This is a genomic window from Amycolatopsis sp. WGS_07, assembly GCF_045278895.1.
In the GTDB taxonomy this organism is placed as follows: domain Bacteria; phylum Actinomycetota; class Actinomycetes; order Mycobacteriales; family Pseudonocardiaceae; genus Amycolatopsis.
Window position 1 is genome coordinate 1,712,578 of record NZ_CP136053.1, and the last position, 14,434, is coordinate 1,727,011.

The 14,434-nt window shown below is 68.4% G+C and carries 15 protein-coding genes and 1 pseudogene; 8 read left to right on the forward strand and 8 right to left on the reverse strand.

Going from position 1 to position 14,434, the window contains the following annotated elements:
- Window positions 1-2: 2 nt before the first annotated feature.
- The 6 genes and pseudogenes from RPX00_RS07820 to RPX00_RS07845 all read right to left on the reverse strand — a co-directional run bounded on the left by RPX00_RS07820 (window position 3) and on the right by RPX00_RS07845 (window position 5,871).
- The gene (locus RPX00_RS07820; protein WP_406638793.1) at window positions 3-1,484 is read right to left on the reverse strand and encodes a CoA transferase; all 1,482 of its coding nucleotides are present in this window, start codon (window positions 1,482-1,484) and stop codon (window positions 3-5) included.
- Window positions 1,481-2,338, reverse strand: coding sequence for a 3-hydroxyacyl-CoA dehydrogenase NAD-binding domain-containing protein (locus tag RPX00_RS07825; RefSeq protein ID WP_406638794.1), 858 nt, complete (start codon window positions 2,336-2,338; stop codon window positions 1,481-1,483). Before RPX00_RS07825 ends, RPX00_RS07820 begins: the two co-directional genes overlap by 4 nt.
- 14 nt (window positions 2,339-2,352) lie before the next feature.
- Window positions 2,353-3,516 carry an acyl-CoA dehydrogenase family protein gene (locus tag RPX00_RS07830; RefSeq protein WP_406638795.1) on the reverse strand — a complete coding sequence of 388 codons (1,164 nt, stop codon included), beginning with the start codon at window positions 3,514-3,516 and terminating at the stop codon, window positions 2,353-2,355.
- Between the two features lie 13 nt (window positions 3,517-3,529).
- Entirely contained in the window at window positions 3,530-4,516 is a 987-nt protein-coding gene (locus RPX00_RS07835; protein ID WP_406638796.1) for an acyl-CoA dehydrogenase family protein, read from the reverse strand.
- Window positions 4,429-4,701 (reverse strand): annotated as a pseudogene (locus RPX00_RS07840) (acyl-CoA dehydrogenase); the annotation flags it as partial. The gene RPX00_RS07835 and the pseudogene RPX00_RS07840, both read right to left, overlap by 88 nt.
- A gap of 3 nt (window positions 4,702-4,704) precedes the next feature.
- A complete protein-coding gene (locus RPX00_RS07845) occupies window positions 4,705-5,871 on the reverse strand; it encodes a CaiB/BaiF CoA transferase family protein (protein ID WP_406638797.1) in 1,167 nt (388 codons plus the stop codon).
- Between the two features lie 112 nt (window positions 5,872-5,983).
- Between RPX00_RS07845 and RPX00_RS07850 the strand changes: the two genes are divergently transcribed.
- The 7 genes from RPX00_RS07850 (at window position 5,984) to RPX00_RS07880 (ending at window position 11,639) form a co-directional block, all read left to right on the forward strand.
- Window positions 5,984-6,877 carry a LysR family transcriptional regulator gene (locus tag RPX00_RS07850; protein WP_406638798.1) on the forward strand — a complete coding sequence of 298 codons (894 nt, stop codon included), beginning with the start codon at window positions 5,984-5,986 and terminating at the stop codon, window positions 6,875-6,877.
- A gap of 123 nt (window positions 6,878-7,000) precedes the next feature.
- Window positions 7,001-8,401: a fatty acid desaturase gene (locus RPX00_RS07855; RefSeq protein ID WP_406638799.1), complete on the forward strand. Its 1,401-nt coding sequence runs from the start codon at window positions 7,001-7,003 to the stop codon at window positions 8,399-8,401.
- Complete coding sequence (locus RPX00_RS07860) at window positions 8,401-8,592, forward strand: ferredoxin (protein ID WP_406638800.1); 192 nt, start codon at window positions 8,401-8,403, stop codon at window positions 8,590-8,592. The genes RPX00_RS07855 and RPX00_RS07860 overlap by 1 nt, the downstream gene beginning before the upstream one ends.
- Entirely contained in the window at window positions 8,589-9,788 is a 1,200-nt protein-coding gene (locus tag RPX00_RS07865) for an NAD(P)/FAD-dependent oxidoreductase (RefSeq protein WP_406638801.1), read from the forward strand. The genes RPX00_RS07860 and RPX00_RS07865 overlap by 4 nt, the downstream gene beginning before the upstream one ends.
- A gap of 1 nt (window position 9,789) precedes the next feature.
- Entirely contained in the window at window positions 9,790-10,413 is a 624-nt protein-coding gene (locus RPX00_RS07870) for a TetR family transcriptional regulator (RefSeq protein ID WP_406638802.1), read from the forward strand.
- Window positions 10,414-10,455: 42 nt separating this feature from the next.
- On the forward strand, window positions 10,456-11,184 hold the full coding sequence (locus tag RPX00_RS07875) for an SAM-dependent methyltransferase (protein WP_406638803.1): 729 nt from the start codon (window positions 10,456-10,458) through the stop codon (window positions 11,182-11,184).
- Between the two features lie 59 nt (window positions 11,185-11,243).
- Window positions 11,244-11,639: a VOC family protein gene (locus RPX00_RS07880; protein WP_406638804.1), complete on the forward strand. Its 396-nt coding sequence runs from the start codon at window positions 11,244-11,246 to the stop codon at window positions 11,637-11,639.
- Between the two features lie 401 nt (window positions 11,640-12,040).
- Here RPX00_RS07880 and RPX00_RS07885 read toward each other — a convergent pair whose 3' ends face one another.
- Together RPX00_RS07885 and RPX00_RS07890 are read right to left on the reverse strand one after the other, a co-directional pair.
- On the reverse strand, window positions 12,041-12,643 hold the full coding sequence (locus RPX00_RS07885) for a hypothetical protein (RefSeq protein WP_406638805.1): 603 nt from the start codon (window positions 12,641-12,643) through the stop codon (window positions 12,041-12,043).
- 64 nt (window positions 12,644-12,707) lie between these two features.
- Window positions 12,708-13,418: a CDP-alcohol phosphatidyltransferase family protein gene (locus RPX00_RS07890; RefSeq protein WP_406638806.1), complete on the reverse strand. Its 711-nt coding sequence runs from the start codon at window positions 13,416-13,418 to the stop codon at window positions 12,708-12,710.
- A 33-nt stretch (window positions 13,419-13,451) separates the two neighbouring features.
- Between RPX00_RS07890 and RPX00_RS07895 the strand changes: the two genes are divergently transcribed.
- Entirely contained in the window at window positions 13,452-14,426 is a 975-nt protein-coding gene (locus RPX00_RS07895) for a zinc-binding alcohol dehydrogenase (protein WP_406638807.1), read from the forward strand.
- Window positions 14,427-14,434 lie beyond the last annotated feature (8 nt).

Below are 14,434 nucleotides of genomic sequence, written 5' to 3' on the forward strand. Positions count from 1 at the left end.
TGTCACCTCCACTCTGGACGGTGTGATCCCCTGGGGATCAACGGATTCGTGTAATAGCCCGGAGTTTCCGACATCCGGATCTGCTCGGTGACACCGCGATAGCGGCCGAGCGGAGTGTCCGCGGTGAACGTCTCGGGATCGAAGTACTCGTGTCCTGGCGCGACCCCGGCGACCTCGGCGGCGTAGGACTTATCGAAGATGCCCAGGCTCAGCAACCACAAGGCGACCCGCGTCAGCGAAACCTGCACCCGGTACGAACCGCCCCATTCGGCGCGGAGCATGAGGGCGCGCAGGATTCCCAGCTGCAGGAACCACGACGTGATGTAGTCGTTCACCACCGGCACCCCGGGCAGCGACGGGACTCCGCCCTCGCCTTCCAGCAGCATGACGCCGGACAGGCAGCCCGCCGTCTGGTCGAAGCCGACGCGACCGGACCACGGGCCGGTGCTGCCGTTGAGCGTCACCTCGGCGTGGATGATTCCGGGCCGGATTTCGGCGGCGGTTTCCGCGTCGAGACCGTGCCGCGCGAGGTATCCCGGACGGCGGTTGGCGTAGAAGATGTCCGCGGCGGCCAGCAGCCAGTGCATCCGTTCCTGGTCGGCCGGGCGGCGGAAATCGAGCTGGGTGGAGCGAACGCCCACATTGGACGTCGCGTACAGCACCGGCAGTTCGTATTCGCCCGGATCCCAGACGTTCAGCACGTCCGCGCCGTGCAACGCCAGCGCCCGGCCGCAGCCGGCACCCGCGATGATGTGTGCCCGGCCGAGCGCACGGATTCCTTCGAGCGGTGTGGAAGGGTTGCGGTGCAACGGTTCTGGCGGGCTGTCGCCGATCCGCTCCACAATCACCGGCGGCATCGTCGACAGCACCGACTGATACTGCTCGCTGACCATCAGCTCTTCGGTCGTGCGCACCACCGGCATGATGACGCCCGCGGCTTCGGCGGCATCTTCCAGCTCGAAGGAGTTCCATTGCGAGATTGCTTGCTGCACCACGGCATCCCGTTCGGGAACGCCGAGCAGCGCGGCAGCATCGTTGCGCAGCTTCGGATACGGGCTGATCGGGTGCACCCAGCGGCCGTCCGCGGTGGCGTAGAACCGATCCGTGCCGAACGCCGGGTCGACGCGCGCCGGATCTCCTTGCGGGTAACCGTCGAGCAGTTCCCATTTCTTGTCGTAGAACGGGCACAGCCGGTGCGGCGCGGTCCGCAGGTCCATCGAAATGTTCTGCCCGCGTCCGCCGCGCAGCTGCCAGATCTTCGCCACCGCAACGGATTTCGCCGCCAACGCGATCGACGTTGCTCCGGCCAGCCGCAATGCGCCCGGCAGTACCGGGTCGGCTCCGGTGAATTCGATCCGGCCGCCGGCGTCGGATTCCTGGAGGCCGACGGAGCCGAGCAAATCGGCCAGCGGCTGGTGCAAATCGTATTCGTCCGAAGTGGCTGGTTTGGCGAGTGCGGCCTCGAGCTGTTCGGTGAGAGTCATTCCTTCTCCAGCGCGTCCAGCAACGCGCGAGTACGGCTGTCCCGCGCATCCACCCGCTGTGCGTAGGTGTCCGCGGTGCCGTAGGTCTGCTCGACCTCGTCGATCACCGTTTCGAGATGCTCCCGGTCCGGGCGGCCGATCTCGAATTTCATCTGCGAGCCCACGTGGCTCACCAGGTGCCGGATTCCGTCCGGCCCGCCGCCGAGGTGCATGCTCTCGAACGGCCCGATGGTCGCCCAGCGCGGCCCGAGCGAGGCTTTGACCAGCTCGTCCAGGTCGCCCGCGGAAATCACGCCCTGCTGCACGAGGTACATCGCCTGGTCGTTGAAGACCTTCTGCAGCCGGTTCCCGACGAACCCGGGAACTTCCTTCTTCAGGGTGATCGGCTTCTTGCCCAGCCCGCGGTAGACCTCGACGGCCTTCGCCACGGTTTCCGAGGAGGTCGAAACTCCGGGCACCACCTCGACCAGCGGCATCAGCTCGGGCGGGTTGAACGGGTGCCCGATCACGATCCGCGCCGCCGCCGCGTTGCCCTCGGCGATCACCGAGGGCAACAGCGACGAGGAGGAGGACGCCAGTACTACGTCGTCGCGCGTGGCGGCGGCGAGCGTCGCGAACATTTCCCGCTTCAGCTCGATCCGCTCCGGGCCCGACTCCTGGACGAAGTCGGCCCCGGCAGCGGCTTCCGCGAGGTCCGCGACTGCCGTGGCGGGTAGCCCGGCGAGGTCCCGGGCGACGATTTCGCCCAGGTCAGGACGCGGGTCGCTGACCCGAACCGTCCAGCCCGCCTCGGCGAACAGCCGAGCCCACGACACTCCGATGACCCCAGCGCCAACGATCGCGACGACCGGCATGGCGCACTCCTTTCTCAGGCGGTGACCGCGTCCGCGTTGTTGAGCAGCGCGCTCGGCGGCGTCAGCAACGCGTCCGACGCTAGCGCGCGGCGACGGGCCGCGCTCACTCCGCCGTAACTCTCCGTAATGGCGATGAGGCGCGCCGCGTGGTGCGCGACCTCCGATTCGTAAGTCATTCCGATCCCGCCGTGCAGCTGGACGATCTCCTCGGCGGTCGCGGTCGCCGCGTCGCACACGAACACGAACGCGTCGTCGGCCGCGGCGGCGAGGTCCACTGTGGAGGCTCCGTTGTCGTACGCCTCGACCGTCGCGGTGGCCCACAGCGCCAGCGAACGAGCCAGCTCGACCTTCGCGTACAGGTCGGCGGCGCGGTGCACGAGCGCCTGGAACGCCGCCAGCGGAACCCCGAACTGCTTGCGGGTCTTGAGGTATTCGACGGTCATCGCGAGCCCGGTCTCCATCAGGCCGATCGCTTCGCCGGTCACCGCGACCCGCGCCCGCGAGAACGCGATCCGCAACGCGGCTGCCACGTCGGCGTCCGCGGTACCGAGCAGAACCGCCGGAGTACCAGCGAATTCGACCTGCGACGTGTGGCCCCAGTCCGCGGCCCGGCCGTCCACGCGGGTGATGCCCGCCGCGGTCGCCTCGACCAGGTACACCCCGGTGCGGCCGTTCTCGTCCACCGCGGTGACCAGGAACTTGTCGGCCTGGTCGGCGTTGCGCACCGGCGACTTGACGCCGGTCAGCGCGGAACCGGCCGCCGAAACCGACGGCGCGACGCCCCACGGACGTCCCGGCTCGGCATGTGCGACCGCGATCGTGGTGCCGCCGCTGGCCAGCACCGGCAGCAGCTCCTTGACCTGGTCGTCGGTGCCCAGTTCGGCGATGATCCACGACGGCAGGAACACGCCGTCGAGCAGCGGTTCGGCCGCCGCGTGCTTGCCCATCGCCTCCAGCGTCGCGTAGACCTCGACCGGGCCGGCGTCGGCGCCGTCGTGGTCGGCAGAGATCGGGAGACCGGCGAGCCCTAGCTCGCCGAGGGTGCTCCAGACCTGGTCGTTCCAGCCGAGTTCGCTGCTCGTCGCGGCCGCGCGGCCGCCCGCCGGGTAGCCGCGGCCGACCGCCGTGTCGACGGTCTCGAACAGCAGCTTCTGGTCTTCGTTGAATTCGAGGTTCATGAGTCGCCGTCCCTTACAGACCGAGGATCGTCTTCGCGATGACGCCGCGCTGGATTTCGTTGGAGCCGCCGAAAATCGACAGCTTCCGCTGGTTCAGGTACTGCGCCGCGGCCACCATCGCGGCCTCGTCCGCCCGCACCGGCGACTCGGTGTCCAGCAGCATGCCGTCCGAACCTGCCGCGCGCATGCGCAGCTTCGTGAGGGCCTGCAGCGCCTGCGTGCCCTCCATCTTGAGCAGCGACGACACCGGGCTCGGCTGGCCGTTTTCCGAAGCCGCGGTGACCCGCATCTGGGTCGCTTCGAGCGCGAGCAGCGTGGTTTTCGCGGTGTGCATGGCCGCGCGGAATTCGGCGTCGCCGGAGAGCGGACCGTCCTCAGTGGGCAGATCGGCGGCCGCGGCGGCGAGATCGGCGAAGATCCGCTGTCCGGTGCCGACCTGTGCGATGCCGTTGCGCTCGTTGCCGAGCAGGAACTTCGCGTACGTCCAGCCCTTGTTCTCCTCGCCGACGAGGTTCTCCGCCGGGATCACCACGTTGTCGAAGAAGAACTCGTTGACCTCGGCAGACCCGTCGACCAGCTTGATCGGACGGCGCTCGATGCCCGGCGTGTTCAGGTCGAGCAGCAGGAAGGACAGGCCCTGCTGCTTGCGCGGCGCGTCCGGGTTGGTCCGCGCGAGCACGAACATCCAGTCGCCGTACTGGCCGAGCGTGGTCCAGGTCTTCTGTCCATTGAGGACGTAGTGGTCACCTTCGAGCTTCGCGGTGGTGCGCAGCCCGGCGAGGTCGGAACCGGCCTCCGGCTCGGAGAAGCCCTGCGACCACCAGATGTCGAGATTCGCGGTGGCCGGAAGGAACTTCTTTTCTGCTCCTCGCTGCCGAATTCGGCGATGATCGGGCCGACCATGCTCGCGTTGAAAGCGAGCGGCTGCGGCACACCGTTGCGCTGCAGTTCGGACGCGTAAATGTGGGATTGCGTCGGAGTCCAGTCCTTGCCGCCCCATTCGACCGGCCAGTGCGGCACCGCGAGCCCGTGCTCGTTGAGAATCCGCTGGCTCGTGACGATGTCGTCCCGCGTGATCAGGCCGAGCGTGCTGCGCTTGCGGATATCCTCCGGAATCGCGCCGAGGAACACCTCCCGCAATCCGTCTCGGAACGCGAGGTCCTCTTTAGACAGTTCGAGATCCATCGATCAAACCCCTTCAGTGGTGCGTACGGCTCCGACGACTTCGGCGGTGCTCGCTCCGGCGCGTTCGGCGTGCCTGCGGAACCCGGCCGGGGTCCGCGAGAAATGCAGCGGGCTCTCCACTACGCGGATCGTGCCCTCGGTCGGGTGTTCCCGCTCGGTGATCAGCCCGACTTCCTGAACGTACGGGTCGGTCGGCAGGTCGGCGATGTCGACGACGACCGCGTACGGAACGTCGTGGGCGGTCAGGTACTCCTCCCACTCCGCGGTAGTGCGGCTGGCGGAGTTGGCCAGCACCTTCTCCACCCCCGCGGTGAAAATCTCCCGGTCGATCACCGGGGAGTCCCAGGCCGGATCGGCCGCGGCGTCCTCGAGGCCGGCGCCGATCAGCAGCGTCCGCACGGCGTCGTTGGTGTAGGGCACCGCGGCGATCGCGCCGCCGTCGGCCGTGCGCATGGCCGCGTGCGTGTCGCTGAGCGAAAGCGGGTTGCCGACGTCGCCGGCGGCCGGCACGAAAACGTCGCCCGCCAGGTGCTCGACGAGGTTGACCGCGATCATCGCGTCGGCCATCGCCAGCTCGACCTGCTGGCCCTTGCCGGTGCGCTGCTGGTCGAAGAGCGCGGCGAGGACACCGTTGAGCAGGTAGAGCGCGGCGGTCTTGTCGGCGATGAAGGTCGGGACGAACTGCAGCGTGCCGCCCGCCCGGTCCTGCAGGCTGACCAGGCCGGACGTGGCCTGGATGACCTCGTCGTAGGCGGGCCGGTTGGCGCGCGACGAGCCGGGCGCGAAGCCCTGCGCGTGGGCGTAGACGAGGCGCGGGAAGCGTTCGCGCAGCTGCTCGTAGCCGAGGCCGAGCCGCTCCAGCGCGGCGGCGCGCATGTTGGTGACGAGGACGTCGGCGTCGGCGAGCAGGGCGAAGAGGTCTTCGCGGCCGGCGGGGTCCTTGAGGTCGAGTTCGATACTGCGCTTGTTCTGGTTGACCTGCATGTACAGCGGGGCCATCCCGGGCGTGCGGCCAGTGTTGGCCGGCGAGTGCCGGGCGACGTCGCGCAGCGGTTCGACCCGGATCACGTCGGCGCCGAAGTCGCCGAGGATCTGCGTGGCGTACGGGCCCATCACCGCGGACGACAGGTCGAGCACCTTAACCCCGGAAAGCGGTCCGGTGGCATCCATCTTCGCGGTCCTCCCGTTGACGATCTTTGGCTTCACCACTGACGCTAAGCGCTTGCTCACCAGAAGGGAATGACCGAGTGCATCAGATCGGTATGACCACGGTGATAACACCGTGAGTACGCTGCACTTCGTGGAGATTCACCACCTGCGGTACTTCCTCGCGGTCGCGCGCGAGCTGAACTTCACCCGCGCCGCGCGGTCACTGAACATGTCGGTGCCGCCGCTCAGCCAGCGCATTCGCGACCTCGAACGCGAGCTGGGCGAACCGCTCTTCGACCGCTCCACCCACCACACCCGGCTGTCCGAGGCGGGCGAAGCGCTGCTGCCGCTCGCCGAATCGGTCGTTTCGGGCTTCGACGCCATCCCCGACCGGATGCGCACCCGCGACCAGCGCGCCGACGTCCGGCTCGCCATCCCCGACGTCCTCAACCCCGCGCACCGCCGCCAACTCAGCGAATCGATCCGAGCCCTGGACGGCTCCTACCGCTTCACGCTGCGGCAGATGCCGTCACTCGGCATGGAATCGGCGCTGCTCAGCAACTCGCTCGACCTCGCGGTGTCGCATCTGGGCACTTCCGACGACCGGCTGTCCACGATCGTCCTGTACCGCGAACCGCTCGGCGCCGTGGTGGACGCGTCCCGGTTCCCCGGACGGACCTCGCTCACCCTCGCCGACCTGCGCGGCTTTCAGTATCTGCAGGGCCCGCGACACTGGGACCTCGGCTCCCGGCGCGCCGAGCAGCTCGCCACCAAGGGCGTGCTGGTCGATCCGGAAGCACAGTTCTCCGACGTCAGCGGTCTGTTGATCTTCTTGCGCAGCACCAAGAGCTTCACCCTCGTGCCGATCGAATCGGCGACCGTGCTGGCGCTTGACCCGAACGAATGCGCGGTCCTGCCGATCGACGATCTCGTCGCCACGCTGACCACGTTCCTGATCCGGCGCACCGCCGACACGCGACTGGATCCGGTGGTCGAGGTGCTGCGGCACGCCCGCGTCCCCGACTGACCCCGGCCAACGCCCCACCTGCGGGTTCACCCCATCGTGACAACTTTACATTTCGACCCCTCTTGTCAATCGAGGTGTACATGTCTTACCTTCATGTAAAGCCAGCCAACGGAGGAGGGCGCGATGAGCGAGATGACCGGCACGGTGCCGCTGGGGTCGACCGAACGATGGACCGACAAGAAGCGGTACCTCTGGCTGATCGGGCTGGTCGTGCCGTCGCTCGCGTTCCTCGCGATCGGGCTGCACGCCGCGACCGGATGGGGCGTCTGGTTCTGGATCGGCCCGATCGTGATCCTGGCGATCGTGCCCGCGATCGACCTGGTCGCCGGCCTCGACCGGAGCAATCCGCCGGACGACGTGATCGAGCGCCTCGAACAGGACCGGTACTACCGGTGGATCACCTATCTGTTCCTGCCGATCCAGTACGTCGGGTTCGTGTTCGCGTTCTGGCTCATCGCCCGCGGCGATCTGTCCATTGCGGACAAAGTCGGCCTTGCCATCTCGATCGGCTGCATCGGCGGGATCGGCATCAACACCGCGCACGAACTGGGCCACAAGAAGGAAAGCCACGAGCGCTGGCTGTCGAAAATCGCGCTGGCGCAAAGCTTCTACGGGCACTTCTACATCGAGCACAACCGCGGCCACCACGTGCGCGTCGCGACTCCGGAGGACCCGGCGTCGAGCCGCGTGGGCGAAAGCTTCTACCGGTTCTGGCCGCGCACGGTGTTCGGCTCGCTGAAATCAGCGTGGGGGCTGGAGCGCAAGCGCTACGCCCGCCGCGACAAGCATCCGTTCCGGATCGGCAATGACGTGCTCAACGCGTGGCTGATGTCCGCGGTGCTGTGGGTGGCGATGGTGGCCTGGCTCGGCGTCGGGATCCTGCCGTACCTGGTGATCCAGGCGGTGATTGGGTTCTCGCTGCTGGAAGTCGTGAACTACATGGAGCACTACGGGATGCTGCGGCAGAAGGTCGGCCCGCCGGAGCGCCGTCGCTACGAGCGCGTGGATCCCAGCCACAGCTGGAATTCCAACAACATCGCCACCAACGTCCTGCTGTATCACCTGCAGCGGCACAGCGATCACCACGCCAACCCGACGCGCCGCTACCAGACCCTGCGCGACTTCGCCGAATCTCCGGTGCTGCCGACCGGGTACGCCGGGATGATCGTGCTCGCGCTGTTCCCGCCGCTGTGGCGCCGGGTGATGGACCAGCGGGTGCTCAACCACTTCGAGGGCGACATCAGCCGGGCGAACATCCAGCCGTCGAAGCGGGAGAAAGTCCTTGCCCGGTACGGCTCTGCCGCCACGGAAACTGTTGCCGTACTGGACGATGTGCGCGGCGACGCCAGCGAGGGCGGGATGTGCCCCGGCTGCGGATACGTCTACGACGAGCAGCGCGGCGACCCGCGCGAAGGCTTCCCGGCCGGTACGCCGTGGTCGTCCATTCCGGACAGTTGGTGCTGTCCCGACTGCGGCGTAAGGGAAAAGGTCGACTTCGTTGCTCCCGGAAGGATGAGTGTGTGATGCGGATCGAAGCGGATTTGAACAAGTGTGACGGACTGGGCATGTGCGAAGCGATGGCACCGGACTTCTTCGAGGTGGGTGACGAGGGCACGGTCGTCGTGCTCGACGGGAACCCCGGCGAGGAGCACCGGACCGACCTCGCCGCGGCCGTCGACGCCTGCCCGGTGCTCGCGTTGAGGCTGGTGTCATGACGCTCGCGGTGGTCGGCGCGTCGCTGGCGGGACTGCGTGCGGTCGAATCGGCGCGGCGGACCGGATACGACGGCCGGATCGTGCTGGTCGGCGCGGAGGACCGCCTGCCTTACGACCGGCCACCGCTGTCGAAGGCTTTCCTCGCGCCAAACGGACCCGTTGCGGTGGAACCGTTTCTCAGCGCGGACGACCTGCGCGGCCTCGGTGTCGAACTCCAGCTGGGCACTCCCGCAACGGGACTCGACCCCATCGCCCGCGAGATCCACACCGCCGACGCGACCATCCCCTACCACGCGGCGGTCATCGCCACCGGAGCCACCGCGCGAGTTCTCCCTGACACAGCGAAGATCTCCGGCATCCACTCCTTGCGCACCGCCGAGGACGCCGCCGCCATTCGGTCTGCCTTGGACAGTGGTGCTAGGACAGTCGTGATCGGAGCAGGTTTCATCGGCTCCGAAGTCGCTTCCGCCGCCCGCAAACGCGACCTGCCAGTGTCCATTGTGGAAACGCTAGAAACGCCTTTGGTACGCGCGGTCGGCTCCGAGGTCGGCAACGTCTGCGCCGACCTGCACCGCGCGGCAGGCACCGACCTCCGGCTGGGCACCAGGGTCACCGGCTTCACCGAGGAAAAGGGCGCGGTGACCGGAGTCCGGCTGTCCACCGGCGAAATCCTGCCCGCAGACCTGGTCGTCGCCGGAATCGGCGCGGTCCCGGCCACCGGCTGGCTGCGCGACAGCGGGCTTCTGCTGCACGAACGCGACGGCGGCGTGATCTGCGACGGCACCCTCGCCGCCGCACACGGCGTCTACGCGGCGGGCGACGTCGCACACGTGGCGAACGCACTGTTCGACGACGAGCTGATGCGGCTGGAGCACTGGACGAACGCGGCCGAGCAGGGTGCGGCCGCGGCTCGGCACGCGCTGGACCCCGCGAGCGCGCGGGTGTTCAGCGCCGTGCCGTACTTCTGGTCCGATTGGTACTCGCACCGCATCCAGTTCGTCGGAACCCCGCGCGCCGACGAGGTCAGCATGATCCCGGCGGAACACGGCGTCACCGCGCTCTACCGGCGAGGCGACCGGCTCGTCGGCGCGTTCACCGTCGACCGGCCGCGCGACATCATGAAGTACCGCAAGCGGATCGCCGCCCGTGCTCCCTGGTCCGAGGCAGTCTCCTTCGCCAACGAAATGGCCGCCTAGAATGACGACCATGAGCGTGCTTCCGGTGCCCACTGGCGGCCAGTACCGGCAGCCCATCATCACCGCCGCCATCGAACTCACCGCGAAATCCGGCTGGTCAGCGGTCACCATGGCCCGGCTGGCCGAGCTGGTCGGAGTGAGCAGGCAGACCGTCTACAACGAGATCGGCTCGAAAACCGCCCTCGCCGAGGCAATGATCTCGCACGAACTGCGCCGGTTCCTCGCCGTCGTGAGCACGGCGTTCGACCGGCATCCAGACGACCTGGTCGAGGCGATCTACGACGCCGTCCGCGCGGTGCTCGAACTGGCCGACGACAACATCCTGCTGCGCGCCATCGCCTCCGCGACGCACGGCACGGACAACGAATTCCTGCCCCTGCTGACCACCCGCGCGGGCACCCTGCTCACCGAAGCGAAAGCCGTCCTGCGCGGCCGGGTCCGCAGCTACGCCCCGCCACTCGACGACAGCCAGCTCACCGTGGTGATGGACCTGGTCGTGCGCACCGTGCTGAGCCACGTGATGCAACCGTCCGGCACCCCCGCCGAAACCGCCGACGGCCTCGCCTGGGTCGCCACCCGCGTACTCGGCACCGCCCCGTCGGCGTCGATGCGCACCCGCTCGTAATCGAGGTGCGCGGCTGAGGCACCGCGTGTCAGCCTGCCGCGCGTGAACCGTGAACGACTCTCCGCACTCGCCCACACCCGGCATCCGATCGCGTCCCCGATCAGCGACGAAGAGGTCCAGCGCCTGCTCGACCGCGGCATCCCGCACGAGGACGCCGCTGTGCTCGACCTCGGCTGCGGCGGTGCCGAATGGCTCATCCGCGCCCTCGTCGCGTACCCGAAACTCCGTGCCGTCGGCGTCGACACCTCTGAGTTCGCCCTCTCCCGCGCCCGGGCGGCAGCGGCCGAACGAGGCGTCGCCGACCGACTGACCCTCCACCAGCAGCCCGCGACCGAATTCCCCGCCGCGGGCGAGTTCGACACCGTCCTGTGCGTCGGTTCCACCCACGCTTTCGGCGGACTGCCGGACACCCTCGCCGCGCTCCGCGCCCACGTCCGCCCCGGCGGCCGCGCCCTGATCGGCGACGCCTACTGGGAATCCGCGCCGGCCCCCGCCGCGCTCGAGATCTTCGGCGACCTGCCCGATCTGCCGGAACTTCTCGACCAGGTGATCTCCGCCGGCTGGACGCCGACCCACGGCCACACCAGCACCCGCGGCGAACTCGATGCGTACGAATGGTCGTGGACCGGCAGTCTCGCCGAATGGGCCCTCGACCACCCGGAAGACCCTGACCAGGCCGAAGCCCTCGCCGCCGCGGCCACCCACCGCGACGAGTGGCTCCGGGCTTACCGGGACTCGTTCGGCTTCGCGTGCCTCGTGCTGCGCGCTTGACAAAACTTCTTGTCAATGCGACGTTCGACCCGACCCCAACCCCGAGAAAGGGCAGCGCGATGACCGACCTGGTCCCGTTCCTGATGTTCCAGAAGCGCGACGCCGCCGAGGCGATGGCCTTCTACACCTCGCTGTTTCCCGGCGACTCCGTGCTGTCCGAGGAGCGCTACGGCGCCGGCGGCCCCGGTCCGGAGGGGACGATCGTGATGGCCGAGTTCACCGTCGCCGGGCAGCGGGTGCGGTGCAGCGACAGCTTCGTCAAGCACGGCTTCGACTTCACCCCGTCGACGTCGCTGTTCGTCACCGTCGACTCGACCGACGAACTCAAGCGGCTCTACGAGGCACTCGGCGAAGGCGGCGGAACGCTGATGCCGCTGGACGACTACGGCTTCGGCCCGTTCGCCTGGGTGAACGACCGGTGGGGCGTGTCGTGGCAGCTGAGCGCGAAGGGCTGAGTGTCGCAGCAAGATCCACGTACGGTTTCTTTTTGCGATTGCTAACCAAGACGGATCCGCAGCTCGAGAGCAATTCCCCACGCTATTGGCTTAGTGACAGTTACCGCGAAAAGGAATGTCGACCCGTTAACCACGGACGGGTTAAGCGCGAATATTCCGGCACCGCTATGGTGGGCATTGGGAGGTTGGCGATCAGCCTGAGGGGGGCCGATACCACATCCCGGGGCCAGCCGTTTGACCTGCGAGAGTCCGCCTAGCCGGCGCGGCTCGGGGCAAACGGCTGGCCCTTTCCGTGCACTGCGAAATCAAGAGCCACGACTGGGTGACAGGCACGGTTTCCGAAGGCAGAACCCGGGCCGGGGAGAATGCCGAAGGGAATGGGGCTCGCTACCCCGAGCCGATCAGGGCCGAACGTCTGGACTCGGCTCAGCCCCCGCGATCCGTTCGACCAGCTCGTCGCGGTACTCCCGCACCGCCTGGTACTCCGGTTCGTCGCCGGTCGCTCGCTTCAGCGCGCCTTCCAGGATCTTCAGCCCCTGGCGTACGTCGCCGCGCGCGTCCGCCTGTCTCGCGGCGTTCTCCAGTGCTTTCGCGAGCTTCGTCTGGGCCTCCGGTTCCTTGGCCGCGGTGTGGATCCGGATCCAGTTGCCGCCCGGATCGATGACGGTGAACCCGGTGTAGCGGTCGTTGCGCAGCCGCGGCCGGGTCATCCGCGGGATGCCGGAGACGAGCAGTTTTCCGTGCACGGAACGCATCCCCGCCGCGAAAGCCTCGAACAGCTCGCCGATGTCCGGCACGATGACCAGGCACGTGCTGTACGACTGCGCCGGGTCGTAGCCCTCCATCCCGAAGAAGTGCAGATTGATGTCTTCCCGGCGCAGCGCGACGTGCGGGTTGGGCCGCGTCTGCCGATAGGTGATCTCGAAGCCGAGCATCTCGTAGAACGACGCGATCTCGTCGATGGAGGGACAGGGCAGGAGCGGAATGGTCAATTCGTTAGCCACCAGCGGAACCTAAGCCCGAAACCGCCAAAACGACACGGAGGTATTTGCTCGTGCGAACGACGGCTCAGCGGTTCCGGTACAGCCACCAGACGTCCCGGCCGAAGGACCAGCTCAGCGTCGCCACCGCGAGGCCGGCCAAGACCGCCGGTGCGAGCCCGGCCGCCGCGGCCGTCAGGGCGATTCCTTGCAACGCCGCGACCGCCTTCCGCGCCCAGCTAGGGCGCAGCGGTGCCCGAAGCCACGGCCAGAGGCGCGCTGCCGCCACGAAGGCGTACCGCATCAAGCCGATCGCCAGCACCCACGGGCCGACCGACATCGAGACCAGGACACTCAGCACCAGGATCAGGAACGCGTCCGCTTCCATGTCGAACCGGGCGCCCAGCGCGGAGACGGTTCCGGTGCGGCGCGCGACGTAGCCGTCGAGTGCGTCCAACGCCAGCGCGACCGCCGCGATGGGGACGACCAAAGCCAGCGGCGGGTGCCCGCCAAGGCGGTCGGCGACCAGCGCGGTGACGCTGCCGATGAGCGCCGCGCGGGCGAGCGTCACCTGGTCGGCCGGGCCGAGCCGGTAGACCCGGATCCGCCACGCGCCCTGGGTGAGCAGCACCAGCAGCCCGAGCAGGTAGGCCACGCCGACCGCCCATCCGGCGAGGCCGAGGCCGGTCGTCACGGTCAGCAGGGTCAGCAGCGCGAGTTGCGCCAGCAGCGCGGGGGCCTGCTGGACGACGGTTGAACCCAGCTCGGCCGGAGTTCGTGTACAGGTGGTGACAGCCATCTCTCCTCGATCCGGCAGCAACGGAGGACAACCTTGACACGGGCGGCGCAGGCCTTCTGGTTCACTTCGGCCGGAGGCGGGGAGATCCGATCGGCCGAGCTGGCTGCTCCGCGAGCCGACGAAGTGCTGGTCCGAACACGATTTTCCGCACTGAGCCGCGGCACGGAAAGTCTCGTGCTGCGCGGCGGAGTGCCGGCGAGCCAGTACGACATCATGCGCGCGCCGTATCAGGAGGGCGACTTTCCGTGGCCGGTCAAGTACGGCTACCTGAACGTCGGCGAAGTCCTTTCCGGACCGCCGGAGCTGGCTGGCCGCACAGTGTTCTGCCTCTACCCGCATCAGACCGAGTACGTCGTGCCCGCGTCGGCGGTCACCGTGGTGCCAGACGACGTTCCCGCGGCGCGGGCGGTGCTCGCCGGGACCGTTGAGACCGCGGTGAACGCGCTCTGGGACGCGGCGCCGCTGGTCGGCGACCGGATCGCAGTGGTCGGGGCGGGCATGGTCGGCTGCAGTGTCGCGCGGCTCCTGTCCCGGTTTCCCGGCGTGGACGTCCAGCTCGTCGACCCCGATCCGGCGCGCGCGGAGGTTGCGGAGGCGTTCGGCATCCGTTATGCCACCCCGGAAACCGCACGCGGCGACCTCGACCTCGTGGTGCACGCCAGCGCGACCGACGCCGGCCTCGCACGCTCGCTGGAGCTGCTCGGCCACGAGGGAACGGTGGTCGAGCTGAGCTGGTACGGCGACCGTCAGGTGTCGGTGCCGCTCGGCGAGAACTTCCATTCGCGACGGCTCACCGTGCGCGGCAGCCAGGTCGGTACCGTCTCTCCAGCACGTGCGAGGCGACGCGGTTACGGCGACCGGATGGCGCTGGCGTTGCGATTGCTGGCCGACCCGGCGTTCGACGCGCTGATCACCAGCGAATCCGCCTTCGTCGAACTGCCGGACGTCGCGGCGCGGCTGGCGGACGGAACTTTGCGCGGACTGGCTCATCGGATCACTTACCGGTAAAGGAGAAA

Excerpts from the sequence above, each read along its gene's own strand:
- RPX00_RS07830 (WP_406638795.1), bottom strand. The coding sequence starts at position 3,516 with ATGAACCTCGAATTCAACGAAGACCAGAAGCTGCTGTTCGAGACCGTC.
- RPX00_RS07820 (WP_406638793.1), bottom strand. The coding sequence starts at position 1,484 with ATGACTCTCACCGAACAGCTCGAGGCCGCACTCGCCAAACCAGCCACT.
- RPX00_RS07870 (WP_406638802.1), top strand. The coding sequence starts at position 9,790 with ATGACGACCATGAGCGTGCTTCCGGTGCCCACTGGCGGCCAGTACCGG.
- RPX00_RS07890 (WP_406638806.1), bottom strand. The coding sequence starts at position 13,418 with ATGGCTGTCACCACCTGTACACGAACTCCGGCCGAGCTGGGTTCAACC.
- RPX00_RS07860 (WP_406638800.1), top strand. The coding sequence starts at position 8,401 with ATGCGGATCGAAGCGGATTTGAACAAGTGTGACGGACTGGGCATGTGC.
- RPX00_RS07880 (WP_406638804.1), top strand. The coding sequence starts at position 11,244 with ATGACCGACCTGGTCCCGTTCCTGATGTTCCAGAAGCGCGACGCCGCC.
- RPX00_RS07825 (WP_406638794.1), bottom strand. The coding sequence starts at position 2,338 with ATGCCGGTCGTCGCGATCGTTGGCGCTGGGGTCATCGGAGTGTCGTGG.
- RPX00_RS07835 (WP_406638796.1), bottom strand. The coding sequence starts at position 4,516 with ATGGGGCGGCAAGGACTGGACTCCGACGCAATCCCACATTTACGCGTC.
- RPX00_RS07855 (WP_406638799.1), top strand. The coding sequence starts at position 7,001 with ATGAGCGAGATGACCGGCACGGTGCCGCTGGGGTCGACCGAACGATGG.
- RPX00_RS07845 (WP_406638797.1), bottom strand. The coding sequence starts at position 5,871 with ATGGATGCCACCGGACCGCTTTCCGGGGTTAAGGTGCTCGACCTGTCG.
- RPX00_RS07865 (WP_406638801.1), top strand. The coding sequence starts at position 8,589 with ATGACGCTCGCGGTGGTCGGCGCGTCGCTGGCGGGACTGCGTGCGGTC.